General features: G+C 60.1%; 20 protein-coding genes. 9 read left to right on the forward strand and 11 right to left on the reverse strand.

Features of this window, described 5'->3' with window-relative positions; all coding sequences use genetic code 11:
- Positions 1-22: 22 nt before the first annotated feature.
- The 7 genes from QMK58_RS03335 to QMK58_RS03365 all read right to left on the reverse strand — a co-directional run bounded on the left by QMK58_RS03335 (position 23) and on the right by QMK58_RS03365 (position 5,287).
- The gene (locus tag QMK58_RS03335) at positions 23-1,156 is read right to left on the reverse strand and encodes an AGE family epimerase/isomerase (RefSeq protein ID WP_320395861.1); all 1,134 of its coding nucleotides are present in this window, start codon (positions 1,154-1,156) and stop codon (positions 23-25) included.
- A gap of 161 nt (positions 1,157-1,317) precedes the next feature.
- Positions 1,318-1,890 carry a HupE/UreJ family protein gene (locus tag QMK58_RS03340; protein ID WP_320395862.1) on the reverse strand — a complete coding sequence of 191 codons (573 nt, stop codon included), beginning with the start codon at positions 1,888-1,890 and terminating at the stop codon, positions 1,318-1,320.
- Between the two features lie 29 nt (positions 1,891-1,919).
- Positions 1,920-2,534 (reverse strand): urease accessory protein UreG, encoded by a 615-nt coding sequence (gene ureG / locus QMK58_RS03345; protein ID WP_053153781.1) that lies wholly within the window; start codon positions 2,532-2,534, stop codon positions 1,920-1,922.
- Positions 2,535-2,557: 23 nt separating this feature from the next.
- The gene (locus QMK58_RS03350) at positions 2,558-3,232 is read right to left on the reverse strand and encodes an urease accessory protein UreF (RefSeq protein ID WP_320395863.1); all 675 of its coding nucleotides are present in this window, start codon (positions 3,230-3,232) and stop codon (positions 2,558-2,560) included.
- Positions 3,229-3,729: an urease accessory protein UreE gene (gene ureE / locus QMK58_RS03355; RefSeq protein ID WP_320395864.1), complete on the reverse strand. Its 501-nt coding sequence runs from the start codon at positions 3,727-3,729 to the stop codon at positions 3,229-3,231. Before ureE ends, QMK58_RS03350 begins: the two co-directional genes overlap by 4 nt.
- A 283-nt stretch (positions 3,730-4,012) precedes the next feature.
- Positions 4,013-4,645, reverse strand: coding sequence for a TetR family transcriptional regulator (locus tag QMK58_RS03360; protein ID WP_095056332.1), 633 nt, complete (start codon positions 4,643-4,645; stop codon positions 4,013-4,015).
- Between the two features lie 171 nt (positions 4,646-4,816).
- Complete coding sequence (locus tag QMK58_RS03365) at positions 4,817-5,287, reverse strand: hypothetical protein (RefSeq protein ID WP_053153792.1); 471 nt, start codon at positions 5,285-5,287, stop codon at positions 4,817-4,819.
- Between the two features lie 386 nt (positions 5,288-5,673).
- Here QMK58_RS03365 and QMK58_RS03370 point away from each other — a divergent pair, with 386 nt between their 5' ends.
- A complete protein-coding gene (locus QMK58_RS03370; protein WP_053153795.1) occupies positions 5,674-7,749 on the forward strand; it encodes an AsmA family protein in 2,076 nt (691 codons plus the stop codon).
- A gap of 92 nt (positions 7,750-7,841) precedes the next feature.
- Here QMK58_RS03370 and QMK58_RS03375 read toward each other — a convergent pair whose 3' ends face one another.
- Positions 7,842-8,759, reverse strand: a complete 918-nt coding sequence (locus QMK58_RS03375; protein WP_172681777.1) for a LysR substrate-binding domain-containing protein — start codon at positions 8,757-8,759, stop codon at positions 7,842-7,844.
- A gap of 109 nt (positions 8,760-8,868) precedes the next feature.
- Here QMK58_RS03375 and QMK58_RS03380 point away from each other — a divergent pair, with 109 nt between their 5' ends.
- The 3 genes from QMK58_RS03380 to QMK58_RS03390 all read left to right on the forward strand — a co-directional run bounded on the left by QMK58_RS03380 (position 8,869) and on the right by QMK58_RS03390 (position 10,812).
- A complete protein-coding gene (locus QMK58_RS03380; RefSeq protein ID WP_053153800.1) occupies positions 8,869-9,507 on the forward strand; it encodes an FMN-dependent NADH-azoreductase in 639 nt (212 codons plus the stop codon).
- Entirely contained in the window at positions 9,508-9,813 is a 306-nt protein-coding gene (locus QMK58_RS03385) for a DMT family transporter (RefSeq protein WP_053153807.1), read from the forward strand.
- Positions 9,814-9,921: 108 nt separating this feature from the next.
- Positions 9,922-10,812, forward strand: a complete 891-nt coding sequence (locus QMK58_RS03390; RefSeq protein WP_053153810.1) for a lipase family alpha/beta hydrolase — start codon at positions 9,922-9,924, stop codon at positions 10,810-10,812.
- A 99-nt stretch (positions 10,813-10,911) separates the two neighbouring features.
- On the opposite strand, the gene QMK58_RS03395 is transcribed toward QMK58_RS03390, so the two are convergent.
- Positions 10,912-11,799 carry a DMT family transporter gene (locus QMK58_RS03395; protein ID WP_053153813.1) on the reverse strand — a complete coding sequence of 296 codons (888 nt, stop codon included), beginning with the start codon at positions 11,797-11,799 and terminating at the stop codon, positions 10,912-10,914.
- Between the two features lie 96 nt (positions 11,800-11,895).
- On the opposite strand from QMK58_RS03395, the gene QMK58_RS03400 reads away from it, so the two are divergent.
- The 3 genes from QMK58_RS03400 (at position 11,896) to QMK58_RS03410 (ending at position 14,308) form a co-directional block, all read left to right on the forward strand.
- Positions 11,896-12,690, forward strand: a complete 795-nt coding sequence (locus QMK58_RS03400; RefSeq protein ID WP_053153816.1) for an AraC family transcriptional regulator — start codon at positions 11,896-11,898, stop codon at positions 12,688-12,690.
- 64 nt (positions 12,691-12,754) lie between these two features.
- Positions 12,755-13,063: a PsiF family protein gene (locus tag QMK58_RS03405; RefSeq protein WP_053153819.1), complete on the forward strand. Its 309-nt coding sequence runs from the start codon at positions 12,755-12,757 to the stop codon at positions 13,061-13,063.
- 231 nt (positions 13,064-13,294) lie between these two features.
- Positions 13,295-14,308, forward strand: a complete 1,014-nt coding sequence (locus tag QMK58_RS03410; RefSeq protein ID WP_053153822.1) for an AI-2E family transporter — start codon at positions 13,295-13,297, stop codon at positions 14,306-14,308.
- Between the two features lie 125 nt (positions 14,309-14,433).
- On the opposite strand, the gene QMK58_RS03415 is transcribed toward QMK58_RS03410, so the two are convergent.
- Positions 14,434-15,708: an Hsp70 family protein gene (locus QMK58_RS03415; protein ID WP_053153825.1), complete on the reverse strand. Its 1,275-nt coding sequence runs from the start codon at positions 15,706-15,708 to the stop codon at positions 14,434-14,436.
- A 294-nt stretch (positions 15,709-16,002) separates the two neighbouring features.
- On the opposite strand from QMK58_RS03415, the gene QMK58_RS03420 reads away from it, so the two are divergent.
- Both QMK58_RS03420 and QMK58_RS03425 read left to right on the forward strand, forming a co-directional pair.
- Entirely contained in the window at positions 16,003-16,950 is a 948-nt protein-coding gene (locus QMK58_RS03420; protein ID WP_320395865.1) for a DnaJ C-terminal domain-containing protein, read from the forward strand.
- A 26-nt stretch (positions 16,951-16,976) separates the two neighbouring features.
- On the forward strand, positions 16,977-17,282 hold the full coding sequence (locus QMK58_RS03425; protein ID WP_053153831.1) for a chaperone modulator CbpM: 306 nt from the start codon (positions 16,977-16,979) through the stop codon (positions 17,280-17,282).
- Between the two features lie 93 nt (positions 17,283-17,375).
- On the opposite strand, the gene QMK58_RS03430 is transcribed toward QMK58_RS03425, so the two are convergent.
- A complete protein-coding gene (locus tag QMK58_RS03430; protein WP_053153834.1) occupies positions 17,376-18,521 on the reverse strand; it encodes a sensor histidine kinase in 1,146 nt (381 codons plus the stop codon).
- Positions 18,522-18,683: the final 162 nt, after the last annotated feature.

Genomic DNA, 18,683 nt, shown 5'->3' on the forward strand with positions numbered 1-18,683 from the left:
GGATTCCTCCTCGTCACACCAATCAGGCGAGGTATTCGGCCAATCCGCGATAACAGGTCGCCAAGTGATAAGGCGTGGTCGACGGCATGTCGCGTCGGCTGACTTCACCGCCATCGTCACGGCATTCGTACCAGCCACCAGCATGCAGGGAGCGCTGCTGTAGCGCCTGCAATTGATGCAGCACAGCGGCCTCGCTGTTTGGGCGCAAGGTCAATGCGCGCAAGTATTCGGCTTGAGCCCAGATGCGCTGTGTGCCATCCCGAGTGCCACCGCCCGGCCCAAGGTCAAGCATGGCCCGCACGGCACCGGTCTGCTGATCGACACCCAATTGCTCGGTGAAAGCGAACGCACGCTCCAGGGAGTCATGCAGTTTCGAGCCACGCAGCAGGTTGGACGACTCCAGCAAGAAGTACCACTCGAACTGGTGTCCAGGCTCGAACCAGTTATCCACAGAGCCCAGTGGTTTCTCCATCAACACGCCATGCTGCGAGTCGATGAAGCGTGCTTGCATCGCGGTGCATAACTCGACAAGCGCCTGCTGTACGGCATGATCTTCGCGTACAGACAAGGTAGCGAGAAAGGCTTCGGCCAAGTGCATCAGCGGGTTTTGCAGGGGGCCACTGTCGAGCGATGACCAGTCGCGGTCAAGCGTGGCTTCGTACAGGCCGTCGCCTGTGGCAAAACGTTGCGCGATCACTTCCAGTGAAGCATTGAGTACCGACTCCACCAATGGTTCGCGGACCTTGGCCCAGTAATGGGCACAGGCGAACAGGATGAACGCGTGGGTGTAGAGGTCTTTGCGCTGATCCAGCGGCGCACCCTGCGGGTCGATGCTGTAGAACCAGCCGCCGTGCTCGGCATCGTGAAAGTGCCGCTGCAGGGAGCGGAACAACGCGGCGGCACGCTCTTCGGCGCCCGACACCTGGCCAATCAGGCTGGCAAACAGATACAACTGCCGCGCACAGGCCATGGCCCGGTAACGTTGCGGTGCAAGCGGTTGGTGCTCGGCGTCGAGCGCCTCATAGGGCAGCGCCACATCGGCGTTCCAGCCCGGGCCTTGCCAGAGTGGCACTATGACGTCCAGGAAGTGCTGTTGCACCGAGGCGAACAGGGCGGTCAATTCAGGCTGGGAGGCGGTGCGGGAAACAGGCGGCATTGGCTGGCGTCGTCACGGCAGGGTTGATTGCGCGACATGTTAGCAGAGAGGCCGACTCGATGGATCCTCGTAGGAGCTGGCGCAGGCTGCGATCTTTTGATGTTGATTTTGAATGCAAGATCAAAGATCGCAGCCTGCGCCAGCTCCTACGGGGAGGCTCGTTAGCCCGCCAGCAACCACGCGCCGGTCGCCGCCGAAGCCCCGCCGGCCAGTCGGATCAGTGGCGCAGCTGCTTGCGGCAACACCCGCACCACGGCATAACCCGCCGCGTGCAACGCTGCTGTGGCCGCGACAAAACCAGCGGCATAAGTCCAGGGGCTCGACATGTCCGGCAGTTCCAGTCCATGAGCCACGCCGTGGAACAGCGCAAACAACGCTGTCGCCATAACCGCCATCACCAATGGCGGGCGCACCGCCAGCGCAACCGCCAAACCGAGTGCCAACACGGACGCCGCAATCCCGCTTTCCAGCGCCGGCAGGTTCAACCCGTCAAACCCGAGCATCCCTCCCACCAACATCGAGCCGACGAAGGTGCATGGCAGTGCCCAGCGCGCAGTCCCTTGTTGCTGCGCCGCCCACAGGCCAATGGCGAGCATCGCGAGAAAGTGATCGAGCCCGCCAATCGGATGGCTGATGCCCGCGATCAGACCGTTGTCGCCGTGCCCTGGGTGGGCGAAGGCAATGGTGGGGGTCAGCAGAAGGGTCAGTGCGCCGAGAATGCGATTGAGTGTCATGGAAAAGCTTCCTTGTTGATAAGTGGCGATCAGGCGGCGGTCAGCAAGCCTTGGCGTTCGATGAAGGCGATGATTTCTTCAAGCCCCTGGCCGGTTTTCTGGTTGCTGAACACAAAGGGCTTGCCGTTGCGCATGCGTTTTGTGTCGCTGTCCATCATCGACAGCGAAGCACCTACCAACGGTGCGAGGTCGATCTTGTTGATCACCAGCAAATCGGATTTGCAGATCCCCGGACCGCCTTTGCGCGGCAGCTTGTCGCCGGCCGACACATCGATCACGTAAATGGTCAGGTCAGACAGTTCCGGGCTGAAAGTCGCCGAAAGGTTGTCGCCACCGGACTCCACCAGAATCAGATCGAGGCCCGGAAAGCGACGGTTCAATTGATCCACGGCTTCGAGGTTGATCGAGGCGTCTTCGCGGATGGCCGTGTGCGGGCAGCCACCGGTTTCCACGCCGATGATGCGCTCGGGCGCCAGGGCCTCGTTGCGCACCAGAAAATCCGCGTCTTCGCGGGTGTAGATGTCATTAGTCACGACGGCCAGGTTGTAGCGTTCGCGCAGGGCCAGGCACAGGGCCAGGGTCAGGGCGGTTTTGCCGGAACCGACCGGACCGCCGATACCGACGCGCAGAGGTTGTGCGTTCATGTGATTCTCCATAATAAAAGGCCCTAGGAACGGAACAGGCGGCTGTATTGGCGCTCGTGGGCCATACACGCCAGGGACAAGCCAAACGCGGCGCTGCCGTAATGATCGGGATCGATTCGAGTGGCGTTCTGTTGAGCTTGTTGAAGCAGCGGCAGCAGTTCGCTGGTCAGGCGTTGGGCGGCTTGCTGACCCAGGGGAAGGGTTTTCATCAGCACCGCCAATTGGTTTTCCAGCCAGCTCCAGAGCCATGCGGCCAAGGCATCTTGCGGGGTGATCAGCCAGGCGCGGGCGGCCAACGCCCAGCCCAGGGCCAGATGCGGTTCGGCACGCTGATCGAGGAAGGTGCGGGCCGGCTCATCGAGTTCGGGTAAACCGTTGAGCAACTGCTGAAGCGAGTAGCCCATCTGTCGGCTCTCCTGATGAAGCTCGCGGGTTTCACGACTGGCGCGGTGTCGTTCGCAGTGTTGCAGCAACTCGTCCCAATTTTCCTCGCTGGCGGCCACGCAATGGGCGAGCAACAGCGGGGCTTCGAAGCGTGCCAGATTCAAAAGCAACTGATCACTGATCCAGTGTCGCGCACTGTCGGGGTCGTGAACCCGGCCGTTATCCACAGCCATTTCCAGCCCTTGGGAGTAGCTGTAGCCGCCAATCGGCAATTGCGGACTCGCCAGGCGCAGCAGGGCCCAGGCCGGGTTCATGTGCGCACGCCGAACTGGTGCAGTTTCGGCGCGTAGTTGAAATCTTCATCGCCATGACGCGAATGGTGATGGCCGCCGCCGTAGGCACCGTGCTCCGGCTGGAATGGCGCTTCCATGTTTTCGGCGCAGGCGCCCAGTTGTTCGAGCATGGCCTTGAGCACGTAGTCGTCGAGCAGACGCAGCCAGCCATCGCCGACTTGCAGGGCGACATGGCGGTTGCCCAGATGATAGGCGGCGCGGGTCAGTTCGAAAGCGTTGGCGCAGGTGACGTGCAGCAATTGTTCGGGACGGGCGCAAACGCGGACGATACGCCCGTCTTCGGCTTGCAGGCATTCACCGTCATACAGCGGCGGCTGACCGCGTTCCAGAAACAACCCGACGTCTTCGCCCTCGGCGCTGAAACAGCGCAAACGGCTTTTGCTGCGGGCTTCGAACGTCAGGTGAAGTTCGGTGGTCCAGGCGGGTTGGGGGTCGATTCTGCGGTGAATCACCAGCATCGGGAGGCTTCCAGCAATGAACAATGTTCAGGCTAGAGCAAGGGGCTTGCCAATCGGGGTGATGTGTAGGAAATGGCTGTCGGAGATGTAGGGCGAGAGACGGTGCGGCGAAATCGTGGCAGAAGTTGGTGCGTCATTTCTGGTTTGCGCACCAAGTTGAAGCGACACGGTTAATTGTAGGAGCGAGCTTGCTCGCGAAAGCAGTGTAACGGTCACATCGAGGGTGAATTGCATGCCCTCATCGCGAGCAAGCTTGCTCCTACAAGGATTTCATCCACAGAAACTACTCAGTGCTGCCGAGCCCTTGCCAGTGCTTCAGGCCGATAAAGATGAAGCGCAGTTGCTGGGTGATTTTCGCCTGGGGCGTCAGATGTTCAGGCAGCGCTTCGGCCGGTGGATCAATGATGTCCGGCAGGGTGGCGAACACACTCTTGACGATCAGGTCGGCCATGACGTTCAGGCCGGCGATGTCCAGGTGTTGCAGTTTCGGCATCAGCGACAAATCGGCGGCCAGGTCCGAGCTGATGTCTTCGCGCAAACGGCCAATCGCCTTGCGCACCGGCAACGAGCCGCCGTACTGCTCACGGGCGAGAAACAGGAACTGCGAACGGTTGGCGCTGACCACGTCGAGAAAGATCCGCACCGAAGCATCGATGATGCCGCCCATCACGAACTCGTTGTGGCGAACCAGGCGAATGGTTTCGCGAAAGGTCTGACCGACTTCGCTGACCAATACCAGGCCCAGCTCATCCATGTCGGCGAAATGCCGGTAGAAACCGGTGGGCACGATGCCGGCGGTTTTCGCCACTTCGCGCAGGCTCAGGCTGCCGAATCCTCGGCCGCCATCCATCAAGCGCCGGGCAGCGTCCATCAGGGCGTTACGGGTCTGTTGTTTCTGTTCGGCGCGGGGCAGCATCGCAAGGGTGTTTTCTGGACAAGGACAGCGGCGCACTCTAGCAAATCGGCTTTACTGGCGTCGAACGACTATCGAAGGGATCACGCGGGGAAGTGCTGCTATCAACTGAACCGCCAAAAAGTCAAAAGCCCAATCCGTTGATTGGGCTTTTTTTCTGAGCGGCCATGGGGCTTAGCTCAGAGCGCTGTTGCGTTCGATCACACGATCACCACCGCCTTCAGCGAGCGTTTGACCTTGTGGGGTACGGTCGGATCCATCAGCAGCCAGAGTCTGGCCCTGTGGCGTGCGGTCCGAGCCGTCAGCAGCCAGGGTCTGGCCTTGTGGCGTGCGGTCCGAGCCGTCAGCAGCCAGAGTCTGGCCCTGTGGCGTGCGGTCCGAGCCGTCAGCAGCCAGAGTCTGGCCCTGTGGCGTGCGGTCCGAGCCGTCAGCAGCCAGGGTCTGGCCTTGTGGCGTGCGGTCCGAGCCATCAGCAGCCAGGGTCTGGCCTTGTGGAGTACGGTCAGAACCATCGGCAGCCACGGTTTGGCTGAACACCGAGTGACTGGCTTTTACTTGTGGGGTTGCCTGTTCAGCGGCAGGCAGAGCGAAGGCGGTGCCGGCCAGCATCGAGAGGGTAAGGCTAAGAAATATTTGGCGTTTCATGATTGTTGTGCTCCTTGGGAGTGCTGGAAAGTGGGTACGAGGGCAATGCTACTCTCGATAAGTCGATATAAAAGTTCATAAACGCAATGGTAATAATCAACAGAATTGATTGTTCTGCGCAGTGGCTCTAGACCGGGCATTTCCGGGAGTTGGTTTGGCGCTGGTATGGGTATCTTCAACCCGTGCATGACGCGCAAAAGTGCGCGGCCGTAACGCTAAATGACTGATGAGTCGGTATCGGACTGGTGTGTTTCGGTAAAATTGGTCTTTCGATTAAACCTGCGTAGCTTTTTTCAGTCGTAGAGTTCATGGCAGGCCGCTTCCGGCTTACCGTTTCAAATGTGCGTCGCAGTCCGGGCGCTCAGTCGTATCAGGAGTCCTGTGCAATGACGCGCACCCGTAAAATTCTCGCCTGGACCTTCGCCAGCCTCGTAGTCCTGCTGGCGGTATTGGTGCTGGTCATCGTGTTCTTTGACTGGAACCGGATCAAACCGCCGCTCAATGCCAAAGTTTCGCAAGAGCTGCACAGGGCGTTTGCGATCAATGGCGACCTGTCGGTGGTCTGGCAACGCGAGCCCGATGAAGGCGGCTGGCGCGCTTGGGTACCTTGGCCACATGTGGTCGCGCAAGACCTGAGCCTGGGCAACCCGGACTGGTCCAAGGCGCCGCAAATGGTCACCCTCAAACGCGTCGAATTGCGCATTTCGCCCTTGGCGTTGCTGGCGCAGCGGGTGGTGATTCCGCGCATTGACCTCACCGAGCCGAATGCCGACCTGCAACGCCTGGCCGATGGACGCGCCAACTGGATATTCAAGTTCGATCCCAAGGACCCGAATGCCGAACCGTCGAGTTGGGTGGTGGATATCGGTGCGATCGGTTTCGACAAGGGCCACGTCACCCTCGACGACCAGAACCTCAAGACCCGACTCGACGTGCTAATCGATCCCTTGGGCAAACCGATTCCGTTCAGCGACATCGTCGGCGACAAGGAGACGAAGACCGCTCAGGCGCAAGGCACGACCCCGCAGGACTACGCCTTCGGCCTCAAGGTCAACGGCCAGTACCACGGCGAGAAACTCTCGGGCCAGGGTAAGATCGGTGGGTTGCTGGCCCTGCAGGATTCAACCCGGCCGTTTCCGCTTCAGGCCCAGGTGAAGGTAGCTGACTCAAGCATTGAGTTGGTCGGCACCCTGACCGATCCGATGAATCTCGGCGCCCTGAATCTGCGCTTGAAACTGGCCGGTACCAGCCTGGGCAATCTTTATCCGTTGACCGGCATCACCTTGCCGGACACACCACCGTATGCCACCGACGGCCACTTGATTGCAAAACTTCACGAGCCCGGTGGCGCGGTGTTTCGCTATGAAGACTTCAACGGCAAGATCGGTGGCAGTGATATTCACGGAAATCTGAGCTACGTCGCCAGCAAGCCCCGGCCGAAGCTCAGCGGTGCGCTGCTGTCCAACCAACTGTTGTTTGCCGATCTCGGCCCGCTGATCGGTGCCGACTCCAATGCCAAGCAAAAAGCCCGTGGCGGTGACAGCAAGCAACCGGCCGACAAAGCGTTGCCGGTCGAAGAGTTCAAGACCGATCGCTGGCGCGATATGGACGCCGATGTCGAGTTCACCGGCAAGCGCATCGTTCACAGCGAAAAACTTCCGTTCAACGATCTCTACACGCACCTGGTGCTCACCGACGGCGTGCTCAGCCTTGAGCCGCTGCGCTTCGGCGTGGCGGGCGGGAATCTGGATGCGCAGATTCGTTTGAATGGCCATACCGACCCGCTGGAAGGCCGGGCAAAACTGACGGCGCGCGGCTTCAAGCTCAAACAACTGTTCCCGACCTTTGAACCAATGAAAACCAGCTTCGGCGAGCTCAACGGCGATGCCGACATTACCGGGCGTGGCAACTCGGTCGCCAAACTGCTGGGAAGTGCCAACGGTAACCTGAAAATGCTGATCAACGACGGCGCCATCAGTCGCGAGCTGATGGAGCTGGCGGGGTTGAACGTCGGTAATTATGTGGTCGGCAAGATCTTTGGCGACAAGGAAGTGAAGATCAACTGCGCGGCCGCCGATTTCGGCATCCAGTCAGGTTTGGCGACCACGCGCCTGTTCGTCTTCGACACCGAAAACGCCATCGTCTACGTCGACGGCACGGCGAACATGGCGACGGAGCAACTGGACTTGACCATCACCCCGGAATCCAAGGGCTGGCGCTTGATTTCCTTGCGGTCACCACTGTATGTGCGCGGCAAGTTCATCAAGCCTGATGCCGGGGTCAAAGCCGTGCCGTTGATGTTGCGCGGCGCGGGAATGGTTGCGTTGGGCGTAATCGCCGCACCGGCGGCGGGCTTGCTGGCGCTGGTGGCGCCGAGCGGCGGTGAGCCGAATCAGTGCGCGCCATTGCTCGAGCAAATGAAGGCTGGCAAGGCGCCTGTCACGGTCAAGCCAGGTAAATAGGTGCTAGCGCGAACCATCGCGAGCAAGCCCGTTCCAGCAATACCGGTGGAGCGAGCCTGCTCGCGATGGCGGACTGGCAGGCGCAACCGTTTTCACGTCGTTAGAGCATGTCCCGACGCCAACGCCTCTTCACGTAACCACGCAAAAAACGCCCGCACCGGCGGGTGCCGTTCGCGTCCCGGTACGCACAAGGCGCTGTAACCGGCGCCATCGACCTGAACATCACTCCGATAGCCCAGCAACAATCCGCTGGCCACACTTTCGGACACCAGAATATTGCTCGCCAGCACCAGCCCTTGACCGGCAATCGCTGCTTGCAGGGCGTAATGCTCTTCGTCGTACTCGCGCACTGCGGGCTGGCCGGTCAGCCAGGTTTCGCCGGACCGAGCGCACCAGGCCTCCCAGCCGTGGGCATAGAGTTTCGAATTGTGCCAACGCACGCTGATCAATGACGGCAGGCGATGGGACGCGAGGGCGACCTGTTCTGGCGAGCCGTACACGCCGAAGGACTCATCGAACAGGCACAGGCCATACAGGTTCGGGTAATCGTCGAGGCTGTAGCGCAGCACCAGATCGACGCTGGCGTCCTGGTGCAGATCGATAACTTCGCAGTGGGTGTCCAGGCGGATGTTGATGTTCGGGTGCCGTGCATAAAAACGCCCCAACCGTGGTACCAGCCAAAGGGCGGCGAAGGCGGCCGTGGTGGAGATCGTCAGATTCGTGCCACTGCGTTGCGGGCGCAGGGTGTCGACGCTTTGCGCCACGTCGAGAAAGGCGCCGTGCAGGCTGTGGAAAAGTCGTTCTCCGCAGTCGGTCAGGCGTACCTGGCGGGGCAGGCGTTCGAACAGTTGCACGCCGAGCCAGGTTTCCAGAGAGCGGATTTGGTGGGATACCGCTGTCGGCGTCACTGACAGCTCTTCAGCGGCGGCCTTGAAACTCAGCAGGCGTGAGGCGGACTCGAAGGCGCGCAGGGCGGTCAACGGCAGCGAAGCAAACATGCGAATCTCCATGGATGAAACAAATTCACCCTGACTGATTTTTGCTCATTTGAAGCGGGGCAGCTGCGAGCTTCAAGCTGCAAGCCACAAGCCGTTTGAGTTTAGTCCTGAGGAGGTTCAGATGAGTAGAATTCTTGCTGTGCATGCCAGTCCACGGGGTGAGCGTTCGCATTCGCGGCGTCTGGCGGAAGGCTTTTTATCCGCGTGGCAAGCCCGGTATCCCGACGCGAAACTGACCCGCCGCGAAGTGGGCCGGGTGTTGATTGCGCCGGTCAACGAAGCGTTCGTGGCCGCCGCCTTTTATCCCGAACCCGATGCGCGACCGTTGACGATGCAGGCCGACCTGGCGCTCAGCGACCAGCTTGTCAGCGAACTGCTCGGTCACGACTTGCTGGTGATTTCCACACCGATGCACAATTTCAGCGTGCCCAGCGGCCTCAAGGCCTGGATCGACCAGATTGTGCGGGTCGGGCTGACGTTCAATCACACCCTCGACAATGGCGTGGCCCAGTATCAACCGTTGGTGCAAGGCAAAAAGGCACTGATCATCACCAGTCGTGGCGGTTTCGGTTTCGGTCCGGGCGGTGAGCTGGAAGCCTTGAATCATGCCGATACGTTGTTGCGCACTGTGCTCGGGTTCATTGGCATCACCGATGTCACGGTGGTTGCTGTCGAGGGCGAGGAGTCCGCCGAACGCACCTTCGAAATCTCTGCGGCCGAAGCCGAGCAGCGCCTGCTGGCGCTAGCCAGGGAGTTCTAGATGGCCTGGCTGTTTCTGCTGGTCGCCGCCGGGTTTGAAGTCACCTTCGCCATGGGCATGAAGTACGCCGAAGGCTTCACCCGGCTCTGGCCTTCGCTGATCACCGTGCTAGCGGCCGTGGGCGGGATCTACTTCCTGACCCTGGCCATGCGCGAATTGCCAGTGAGCATCGCTTACCCGATCTGGACTGCCATCGGTTCGCTAGGCACGGTGTTTCTCGGTTTCGCGCTGCTGGGTGAAAGCCTGACGGCGGTCAAACTGGTGTCGGTCGGGCTGATCGTGGCTGGCGTGGTGGGGCTGAAGTAGGGCGGATGTCATAGACTGGTCGTCGAGTTGTCATCTTCGCTGTTGATGCTTGGCGGATGTCTTGCATCCTGCCTGGCGTCATCTCACCGATCACAAGGATGTCCGCCCATGTCGCAAGGTTCTGCTCCGCGTTATCCGTTGGTGCTGGTCCCGGGAATGCTCGGGTTTATCCGTCTGGTGCTGTATCCGTACTGGTACGGGATCGTCGAGGCGTTGCGCCGTGGTGGTGCGGTGGTGTTCGCGGTGCAGGTTTCGCCGCTCAACTCCAGCGAAGTGCGCGGTGAGCAACTGTTGGCGCGAATCGAAGAGATTCTGCGGGAAACCGGCGCCGCAAAGGTCAACCTGATCGGCCACAGCCAAGGCTCGCTGACCGCCCGTTATGCAGCGGCCAGGCGTCCGGACCTGGTCGCCTCGGTCACCTCGGTGGCGGGGCCGAATCACGGCTCTGAACTCGCCGATTACCTGCACCGACACTATCCCCATGACAGCGTCAGCGGCCGGTTGCTGACCCTTCTATTGCACATGGTCAATGCGTTGATGTGCCTGCTGGAAACCGGCTATCGCGGGCCGAAGCTGCCGGTGGATATCCATGCCTCCCATCATTCCCTCACTACCGAGGGCGTGGCGCTGTTCAATCAACGTTATCCGCAGGGCCTGCCCGAAACCTGGGGTGGACACGGGCCGGAGGAGGTTGCTGGCGTGCGCTATTACTCCTGGTCCGGCACCCTGCAGCCGGGCATTACCGATCGTGGACGCAATCTGCTGGATGGGACCAATCGCAGTTGCCGGCTGTTCGCCAAAACCTTCGTACGTGAAGCCGGGCATTGTGACGGCATGGTGGGGCGATATAGCTCGCATCTGGGAACGGTGATTGGCGATGAGTATCCGCTGGATCACTTCGACATCGTCAACCAGTCGCTGGGGCTGGTGGGGAAGGGGGCGGAGCCGGTTCGGTTGTTTGTCGAGCATGCGGCGCGGCTGAATGCGGCGGGTCTGTAAGGTCAAGAGATCGTCCGATCGCGGCCCGAGCCTTCGGCAGCGCCTACATTTGGCGCGTATTTACAGGTAGGAGTTGGCGAAGGCTGCGATCTTTTTTGCTCAGGCAACGCTAGTCTTGCGGCTCAATACGGTCGTCCAGCGCTCGGAAACAATCACCCCACCCAACGTCAACACCCCGCCCACCAAGTGATACATCGCCAATTGCTCATGCAGCACCACCGCCGCAATCAGCGCGGTGATCACCGGCAGCAAATTGAAGAACATCACGGTGCGACTCGGTCCCAAACGCACTACGGCCTGCATCCACGCCAATGGCGCGACCATCGAAGCCAACAGACAGGCGTAAAGCACCAGCGGAATATTCTGCAAGGTCGGGCCGACTTTCTCCGAGGCGAGAAACAACGGGAACAGCACCACCACGGCCACCAACACCTGCAAATACAACAACACCAGTGGCGGCAGTTTCAGCTGCCATTTTTTCAGCAGGGTGCTGTAGACCGCGTAGGCCAGGGTCGCGACCAACATCATCGCATCGCCCAGGTTTACGCCGTGTTCCAGCAGCGTGCCGAGGCTGCCGGATGACACCACCACCAGAACGCCGGCGAGCGACAGCACTGCACCGGCCAAGGCGCCGAAGGTCAGGCGCTGGCCGAGGCTGATGATCGCCATGGCCAACGACATCAACGGCATCAGCGACAGGATGATGCCCATGTTGGTGGCCGAGGTCAGGGCGGCGGCGAAGTACGCCAGGCTTTGGTAGACCGCCATGCCGAGCACGCCGAGGACAAAGATCTTGCCCAGGTTCGGGCGGATCTTCGGCCAATGGCTGAGCACCGGTTTGAGCATGAACGGTGTGAACAGCAACCCGGCCAACAGCCAGCGGTAGAAACCGATCTCGGCGGGGAAAATCGCCCCGGCCGACATTTTGGTGATCACGGTGTTGCCGGCCCAGATAAAAATGGCCAACAGGGGATAAGCGTATTGCATCGCAGAAAACCAGAACGTTAATGAGGGGCAATTATCCACTGTCTGGATTCAAGCCTATACTTCGAACCTGACAACCCACCCCTGATTCCGGACAGCATGAGCAGTAAACACATCGACCTGCTGGATTTCAGCGAACTGCCGGCGCCGGTGTACTTCCGTTACGCCGACTTCAACACCCACGAATATGCCGCGCCGCACCGACATCCCTGGGGCACGCTTGAGTACTCGGCCAATGGGGTCTTGCACATGGAAATCGGCAGCAGCCGTTTCATGTCTCCGCCGCAATACGCCGTGTGGGTGCCGCCCGAAACCGAGCACAGTTTCTACAGCAATCAGCCAATCAATTACCGCGCTGTCTGTCTCGCGCCGTCGTTGTGTAGTGATCTGCCGCAACAGGCCTGTACCCTGGCCATCAGCGATATTCTCAAGGCGATCCTCAAGGACTTCGCCACACGGGATGTGAAGATCCCCGAACAGGCCGCGGACAAGCGTCTGGCCCAAGTGTTGGTCGATCAACTGCAACAAGCGCCGGTGCATGAGTGCTATCTGCCCTACGCCAGCAGTTCCGGGCTGTTCGCCATCCTGGAAGCGCTACAGGCCGAGCCAGGGGATAATCGACCGTTGGCGCAATGGGCGGCGCGCATCCATGTCAGCGAGCGCACCCTGGCGCGACAGTTTGTGCGCGAGCTGGGCATGAGTTTCGGTGAGTGGCGCCAGCGTCTGCGGTTTCTCGCGGCCATCGAGGCATTGGACAGCCAGCACAGTATTCAGGAAATTGCCTTCGACATGGGCTACAGCACCGGTTCGGCGTTTATCGCCATGTTCCAGCGCCAGGCCGGATGCACGCCGGAGCAATATCGCCGCAGCCACCTGGAGAACAGGAAGGTGTAACGGGCGTTGTCTACACTCCAGTGCAAGGCCGTGCCCTTCGGTGCGGAAAGCAGGAGAAAACTCCATGAAGATATTGCGTGCCCCGTTGTTGATGATCGGTTTGCTGCTGTGCTCCCAGGGCTTTGCCGCCAACACGGCCCAACAGGAAAAGATGACCACCTGCAATGCCGACGCTACGGCCAAAAGCCTCAAGGGCGATGAGCGCAAAGCCTTCATGAGTACCTGCCTGAAAGCGGCCCCGCCGGCCAACGAGGTAGGAACAGTGTTGACGCCTCAGCAGGAAAAAATGAAAAACTGCAACGCGAATGCTACCGCCAAACTTCTCAAAGGCGATGAGCGCAAGGCGTTCATGAGCAATTGCCTGAAGAGGTAAATCGTCTCAAAGACAGTGGCAGCCGTGCTGGCCTCATCGCTAGCAGGCTAGCTCCCACAATGTCCGGTGTACTCAGTTCTCCTGTAGGAGCAAGCTTGCTCGCGATGGGGCCGTTAAGGGCGCTGAAAAAAACCTGAACCCCCACTAAGGTCGATCGACACAATCCTAGTGCTCACACCGGATCGCTGGCAGACTGCCAATCCTTTTTACGCCGTTCGTTTTTGAGGCTGTATGCCAACGTTTTCTCAGCGTCAAGTTTTGCTGGTCATCAGCTGGGTCATTATTTTTGGCGGTTTGTTGCTGGTGTTGCCGTTGCGCCTGTTACCCAGCCTGCTGGCAGGATTGCTCGTATTCGAACTGGTCAACATGCTCACCCCGCAACTGCAACGGCTCATCGAAGGCCGGCGCGCGCGCTGGCTTGCCGTGGCTTTGCTGGGGACTTTGATTGTCAGCGTGCTGACGCTGATCTTCGCCGGTGCCATCAGCTTCCTGCTACACGAAGCCGAAAACCCCGGCGCTTCGCTCGACAAATTCATGGGTGTGGTTGATCGCGCACGCGGGCAACTGCCACCGTTCATCGACGCTTACCTGCCGGCCAGTGCCGCAGAATTTCGCGTGGCGATTGGCGAGTGGGTGAGCAAGCACCTCAGTGATTTGCAACTGGTGGGCAAAGACGCGGCGCACATGTTCGTGACGTTACTGATCGGCATGGTGCTCGGCGCGATCATCGCCTTGCAGCGCGTGCCGGATCTGACCAAGCGCAAGCCATTGGCCGCCGCGCTGTTCGATCGCCTGCACCTGCTGGTCCAGGCCTTTCGCAACATCGTCTTCGCACAGATCAAGATTTCCTTGCTCAACACCGTGTTCACCGGGATTTTCCTCGCGGTGGTGCTGCCGATGTTTGGCATCAAGCTGCCGCTGACCAAGACCCTGATCGTCCTGACGTTCCTGCTCGGACTGTTGCCAGTGATCGGCAACCTGATGTCGAACACCCTGATTACCATCGTCGGCCTGTCACTGTCGATCTGGGTGGCGGTGGCGGCGCTGGGTTATCTGATCGTTATCCACAAGCTCGAGTACTTCCTCAACGCGCGCATCGTCGGCGGGCAGATCAGCGCCAAGTCGTGGGAGTTGCTGCTGGCAATGTTAGTGTTCGAAGCCGCATTCGGCCTGCCGGGGGTGGTGGCGGGGCCGATTTATTACGCGTACCTGAAGAGCGAGTTGAAGCAGGTGGGAATGGTTTGATCAGGCAGCTGTATTGCCTGATCTGACGCCATCGCTAGCAGGCTAGCTCCCACACATGTTGTGTGAACACCACAGATTCAATGTGGGAGCTAGCCTGCTAGCGATTGGGGCACCCTGGTTTCGGATCAGTCCATAGAGCCGTAACGCTTGGCCGCTTCAATCGCCAGACCGCTGCCGATACTGCCAAAGATGTTCCCTTCCACATGCCGAGCATTTGGCAACATCGCCGAAACACTGTTGCGCAGCGCCGGAATCCCGCTCGAACCGCCGGTGAAGAACACCGTATCGACCTGATCAACCCGCACGTCGGCATCAGCCAGTAGCTGAGTGACGCTGTTGCGCACGCGTTCCAGGAGGTTGTCGATGGCCGACTCGAACAGCGCCCGGCTCAGTTCCACACTCAAACCGGCTTCGATGCGGTCCAGCGGTACGTGGCGACTCTCGGCGTGGGTCAACTGGATCTTGGTTTCTTCCACTTCCATCGCCAGCCAATGCCCGGCGCGCTGTTCGATCAGCTTGAACAGGCGATCGATGCCGCCGGTGTCTTCGATGTCGTAGCGCATGCTGCCCAGGGCCAACTGGGATTTTTGCGAATACACCGAGTTAATGGTGTGCCAGGTCGCCAGGTTCATGTGGTGACTGGTCGGCATATAGGCGCCGCTCTTCATGCGGCTGCCATAGCCGAACAGCGGCATCAGGCCTTGCAGGCTGAGCTGTTTGTCGAAGTCGGTTCCGCCGATGTGCACACCGCCCGTGGCGAGGATGTCCTCGTGGCGGTTATCCACACCCCGACGCTCCGGCGACAGGCGCACCAGCGAGAAGTCGGAAGTACCACCGCCGATATCGACGATCAGTACCAACTCTTCTTTCTCGATGGTCGACTCGTAGTCGAATGCGGCGGCAATCGGTTCGTATTGGAACGAGACTTCCTTGAAGCCGATCTTGCGTGCCACGTCCACCAGGGTGTCTTCGGCTTCTTTGTCGGCCATCGGGTCATCGTCGACAAAAAATACCGGACGACCCAGCACCACTTCTTCGAATTCCCGACCGGCGGCGGCTTCGGCGCGGCTCTTGAGCTGGCCGATGAACAGCCCGAGCAGGTCCTTGAACGGCATCGCCGTGCCGAGGACGCTGGTGTCGTGCTTGATCAGCTTGGACCCCAGAAGGCTCTTGAGCGAGCGCATCAGGCGACCTTCGTAGCCTTCCAGGTACTCGTGCAGCGCCAGGCGGCCGTACACCGGGCGGCGTTCTTCGATATTGAAGAAGACCACTGACGGCAGGGTGATCTTGTCGTCCTCCAGCGCGATCAGCGTTTCCACGCCGGGGCGCAGCCAGCCGACAGTGGAGTTGGACGTGCCAAAGTCGATACCCAAGGCACGGGCTGGAGATGCGTTGTTCATGTCTTTCAGGTTCCGGTTAAAAAACGGCCGCGCAGTGTATGTCAGTGCGCGACAGATTCGAAGGCCGGTTATCTGCTAAATCTCGTCTGATGATCCTTGAAAGACGACCGTTCACCCCCAAACTACCCTGCATCAACCGGCGAGCCACGGGGCAATCCTTGAAGCCCCGACTGCTGCCGATAAACTTTTGCTGCGCCGCCCGGTCACTAAACTGAGATCGGTCAACCTCAATGCTGCAAACAAGTGCATGCTGCGACGGTGGCGCGATTTTGATAACGGATGGTGATTCCCGCGATGGACTTCAAAGACTATTACAAGATTCTCGGTGTGGAACCGACCGCAGACGACAAGGCGATCAAGGCTGCCTATCGCAAACTGGCGCGCAAGTACCACCCCGACGTCAGCAAGGAAAAGGACGCCGAGTCCAAATTCAAGGATGCCTCGGAAGCCTATGAAGCGCTGAAAAGCGCCGACAAGCGCGCCGAGTACGACGACCTGCGCCGCTATGGCCAGCATGGCCAACCGTTCCAGGGACCACCGGGCTGGCAAAGCCGTGGCGGTTTCGGTACCGGTGGCCAGGACACGGGCGATTTTTCGGACTTCTTCAGTTCGATTTTCGGCAACCGTGGGCCTGGTTTCAGTGGCGGTGAACAGTCGCGTCGCAGCACCGGACGTCGAGGGCAGGACGTGGAAATGGAACTCGGGGTCTTTCTCGAAGAAACACTGTCGACCGAATCGAAGAAGGTCACGTTCCAGGTGCCGCAATACAACGCGGCCGGCCAGCATGTGAGCAACACCAGCAAGAGCCTGAACGTGAAGATCCCGGCCGGTGTGGCCGATGGCGAGCGTATTCGCCTCAAAGGGCAGGGCGCTCCGGGCGTCGGTGGCGGGGCCAATGGCGACCTGTACCTGACGATCCGTTTTGCGCCGCACCCGAAATTTGACGTCGAAGGCGAGAACCTGATCATCACCTTGCCACTGGCACCGTGGGAGCTGGCCTTGGGCGCTGAAGTCGCCGTGCCGACCCTGACCGGCAAGATCAACCTCAAGGTCCCGGCCGGCAGCCAGAACGGCCAGCGCATGCGCGCCAAGGGCCATGGCTTGATGAACAAGGCCGGAGAACGCGGTTACCTGTTCGTGCAACTGAAGGCGGTCATGCCGAAGAAGTCGGACGATGAGATCAAGGCCTTGTGGCAGGAGCTGGCGAAAAAAGCCGCGTTCGATCCGCGGGAGAACTTTTGATCCCCTAGAACCAAGGAGTCACTGACATGAGCAGTCCCCTGATCGTTCAACTGGACATGGCAGAATTCTGTGAGGCGACCGACCTGTCGGACGTCTACGTGATCGAAATCGTCGAGCACGGCATCCTCGAACCTCAGGGCGCTCAGCCCAAGGACTGGGTGTTCAACGACTACGAGCTGACCTTGGCCAAACGCGCCGCCAAGCTGCGGCGCGACCTGGACCTGGAATGGGAAGGCGTCGCCCTGGCGCTGGATTTGCTCGAAGAGGTCCAGCAACTACGGGCGGAGAACCTGATGTTGAAGCAACGGTTGGGGCGGTTGTTGGTGGAGTAGGAGCTGCCGAAGGCTGCGATCTTTTGATCTTGAACTTTGGCACTCGAGCGATAATGAAAAACAACATCAAAAGATCGCAGCCTTCGGCAGCTCCTACGTGTGATGTCGAGTCTGCACTTTGCGTGGCAGCACCACGGTAAACGTAGTCCCATCCGCCTCATTGGAACTGACTTCAATCGTCCCCTGATGCGTATCCACTACTTGCTTGACGATAAACAGTCCCAAACCGAGGCTGGTGGTGGGCTCGCCGAGCTCCTCGCTGGCGCTGCGCACCAAAGGATCGAAGAGGGTCGGGATCGCGTCGGCGGGAATCGGCAGGCCGTCGTTGTGTACCGTCAGCCGCACGCTGTGCGCCTCCCCACTCAGGGTCAGCGTCACCTCGCGTTTGTTCGAGCCATGTTGCAGCGCATTGCCGATCAGGTTTTGCAGCATCTGATCGAGCCTTCTAGCGTCCCACATGCCGTGGGTATCGCCGGCAATAGTCAGGCTCGGATCGCATTCCGGTTGCCCGGCACAGGCCCGGGCAATCGCCTCCTGTGCCACCTCGGCCAGGTCCATGGGCGCGGGCTCGATTGGCAGGCTTTTGCCCAAGCGGCTGCGCACCAGTTCCAGCAGATCGCTGACCATCATCGCCAGGTGCCCGGTGCCACGCTTGATGTGGATCGCGCACTTGAGCGCATCCCCTTCGAGAGTCGCCTTGCGCAGAAGGATTTCGGTGGACATGCTTACCGCTTGCAGGGGCGCGCGCAGGTCATGGCCGAGGATCGCCAGGAAGATGTCCCGCGAGCGATTGACCTGCTCGGCGTAGGTGGCTGTGGACTCCGCCAGGGCTTCGTCGATGGCCTCGTTGAACCGGATCATGTCCTGGAAATACGCCACTTCCGGGGATTGGAGGCTGTCGACCCACAGGCGAATCACACAGGCGCGCAGATGACGGAATTCGCTGGTCATTTGCACCAGATCGAACCCTACGGTATGGCGCAGCTCACCGTGGCTGGCGCCGGCCTCGTCGAGGCTCGGGGTTTTTTCCGGGCCTTCACCGCGGGCCTTGGCCACTTGTTCGCTGGGCGTTTGGGGTTTGTTCATGTCTCGCGCCGCCGCTCTGAGGATCGAACCGGCATGGTCGCGCAAGGCGGCACTGTCCATGGTCTCGGCGGCAGGCGTGATGGTTTTGGCGAACTGCTCCCACTCATCGACGATGCGATCAACATTCAAGACGATGAACTCGGAAAGGCGCATGGCGGTTACCTGAACATGAAACGAAGGCGTGCGAGTCGAAATAGTAGACCCTTTGAGGAGAAAAACACGACCGCTCATTCAGTGGCATGAACGAGGGCCGTCGTGGCGGTACATATGTAATGTCGGCAGCGTAATTTTCGAACAAAACGGGCTTTGTTAACG

It is taken from the genome of Pseudomonas sp. P8_241 (genome assembly GCF_034008315.1).
In the GTDB taxonomy this organism is placed as follows: Bacteria; Pseudomonadota; Gammaproteobacteria; order Pseudomonadales; family Pseudomonadaceae; genus Aquipseudomonas.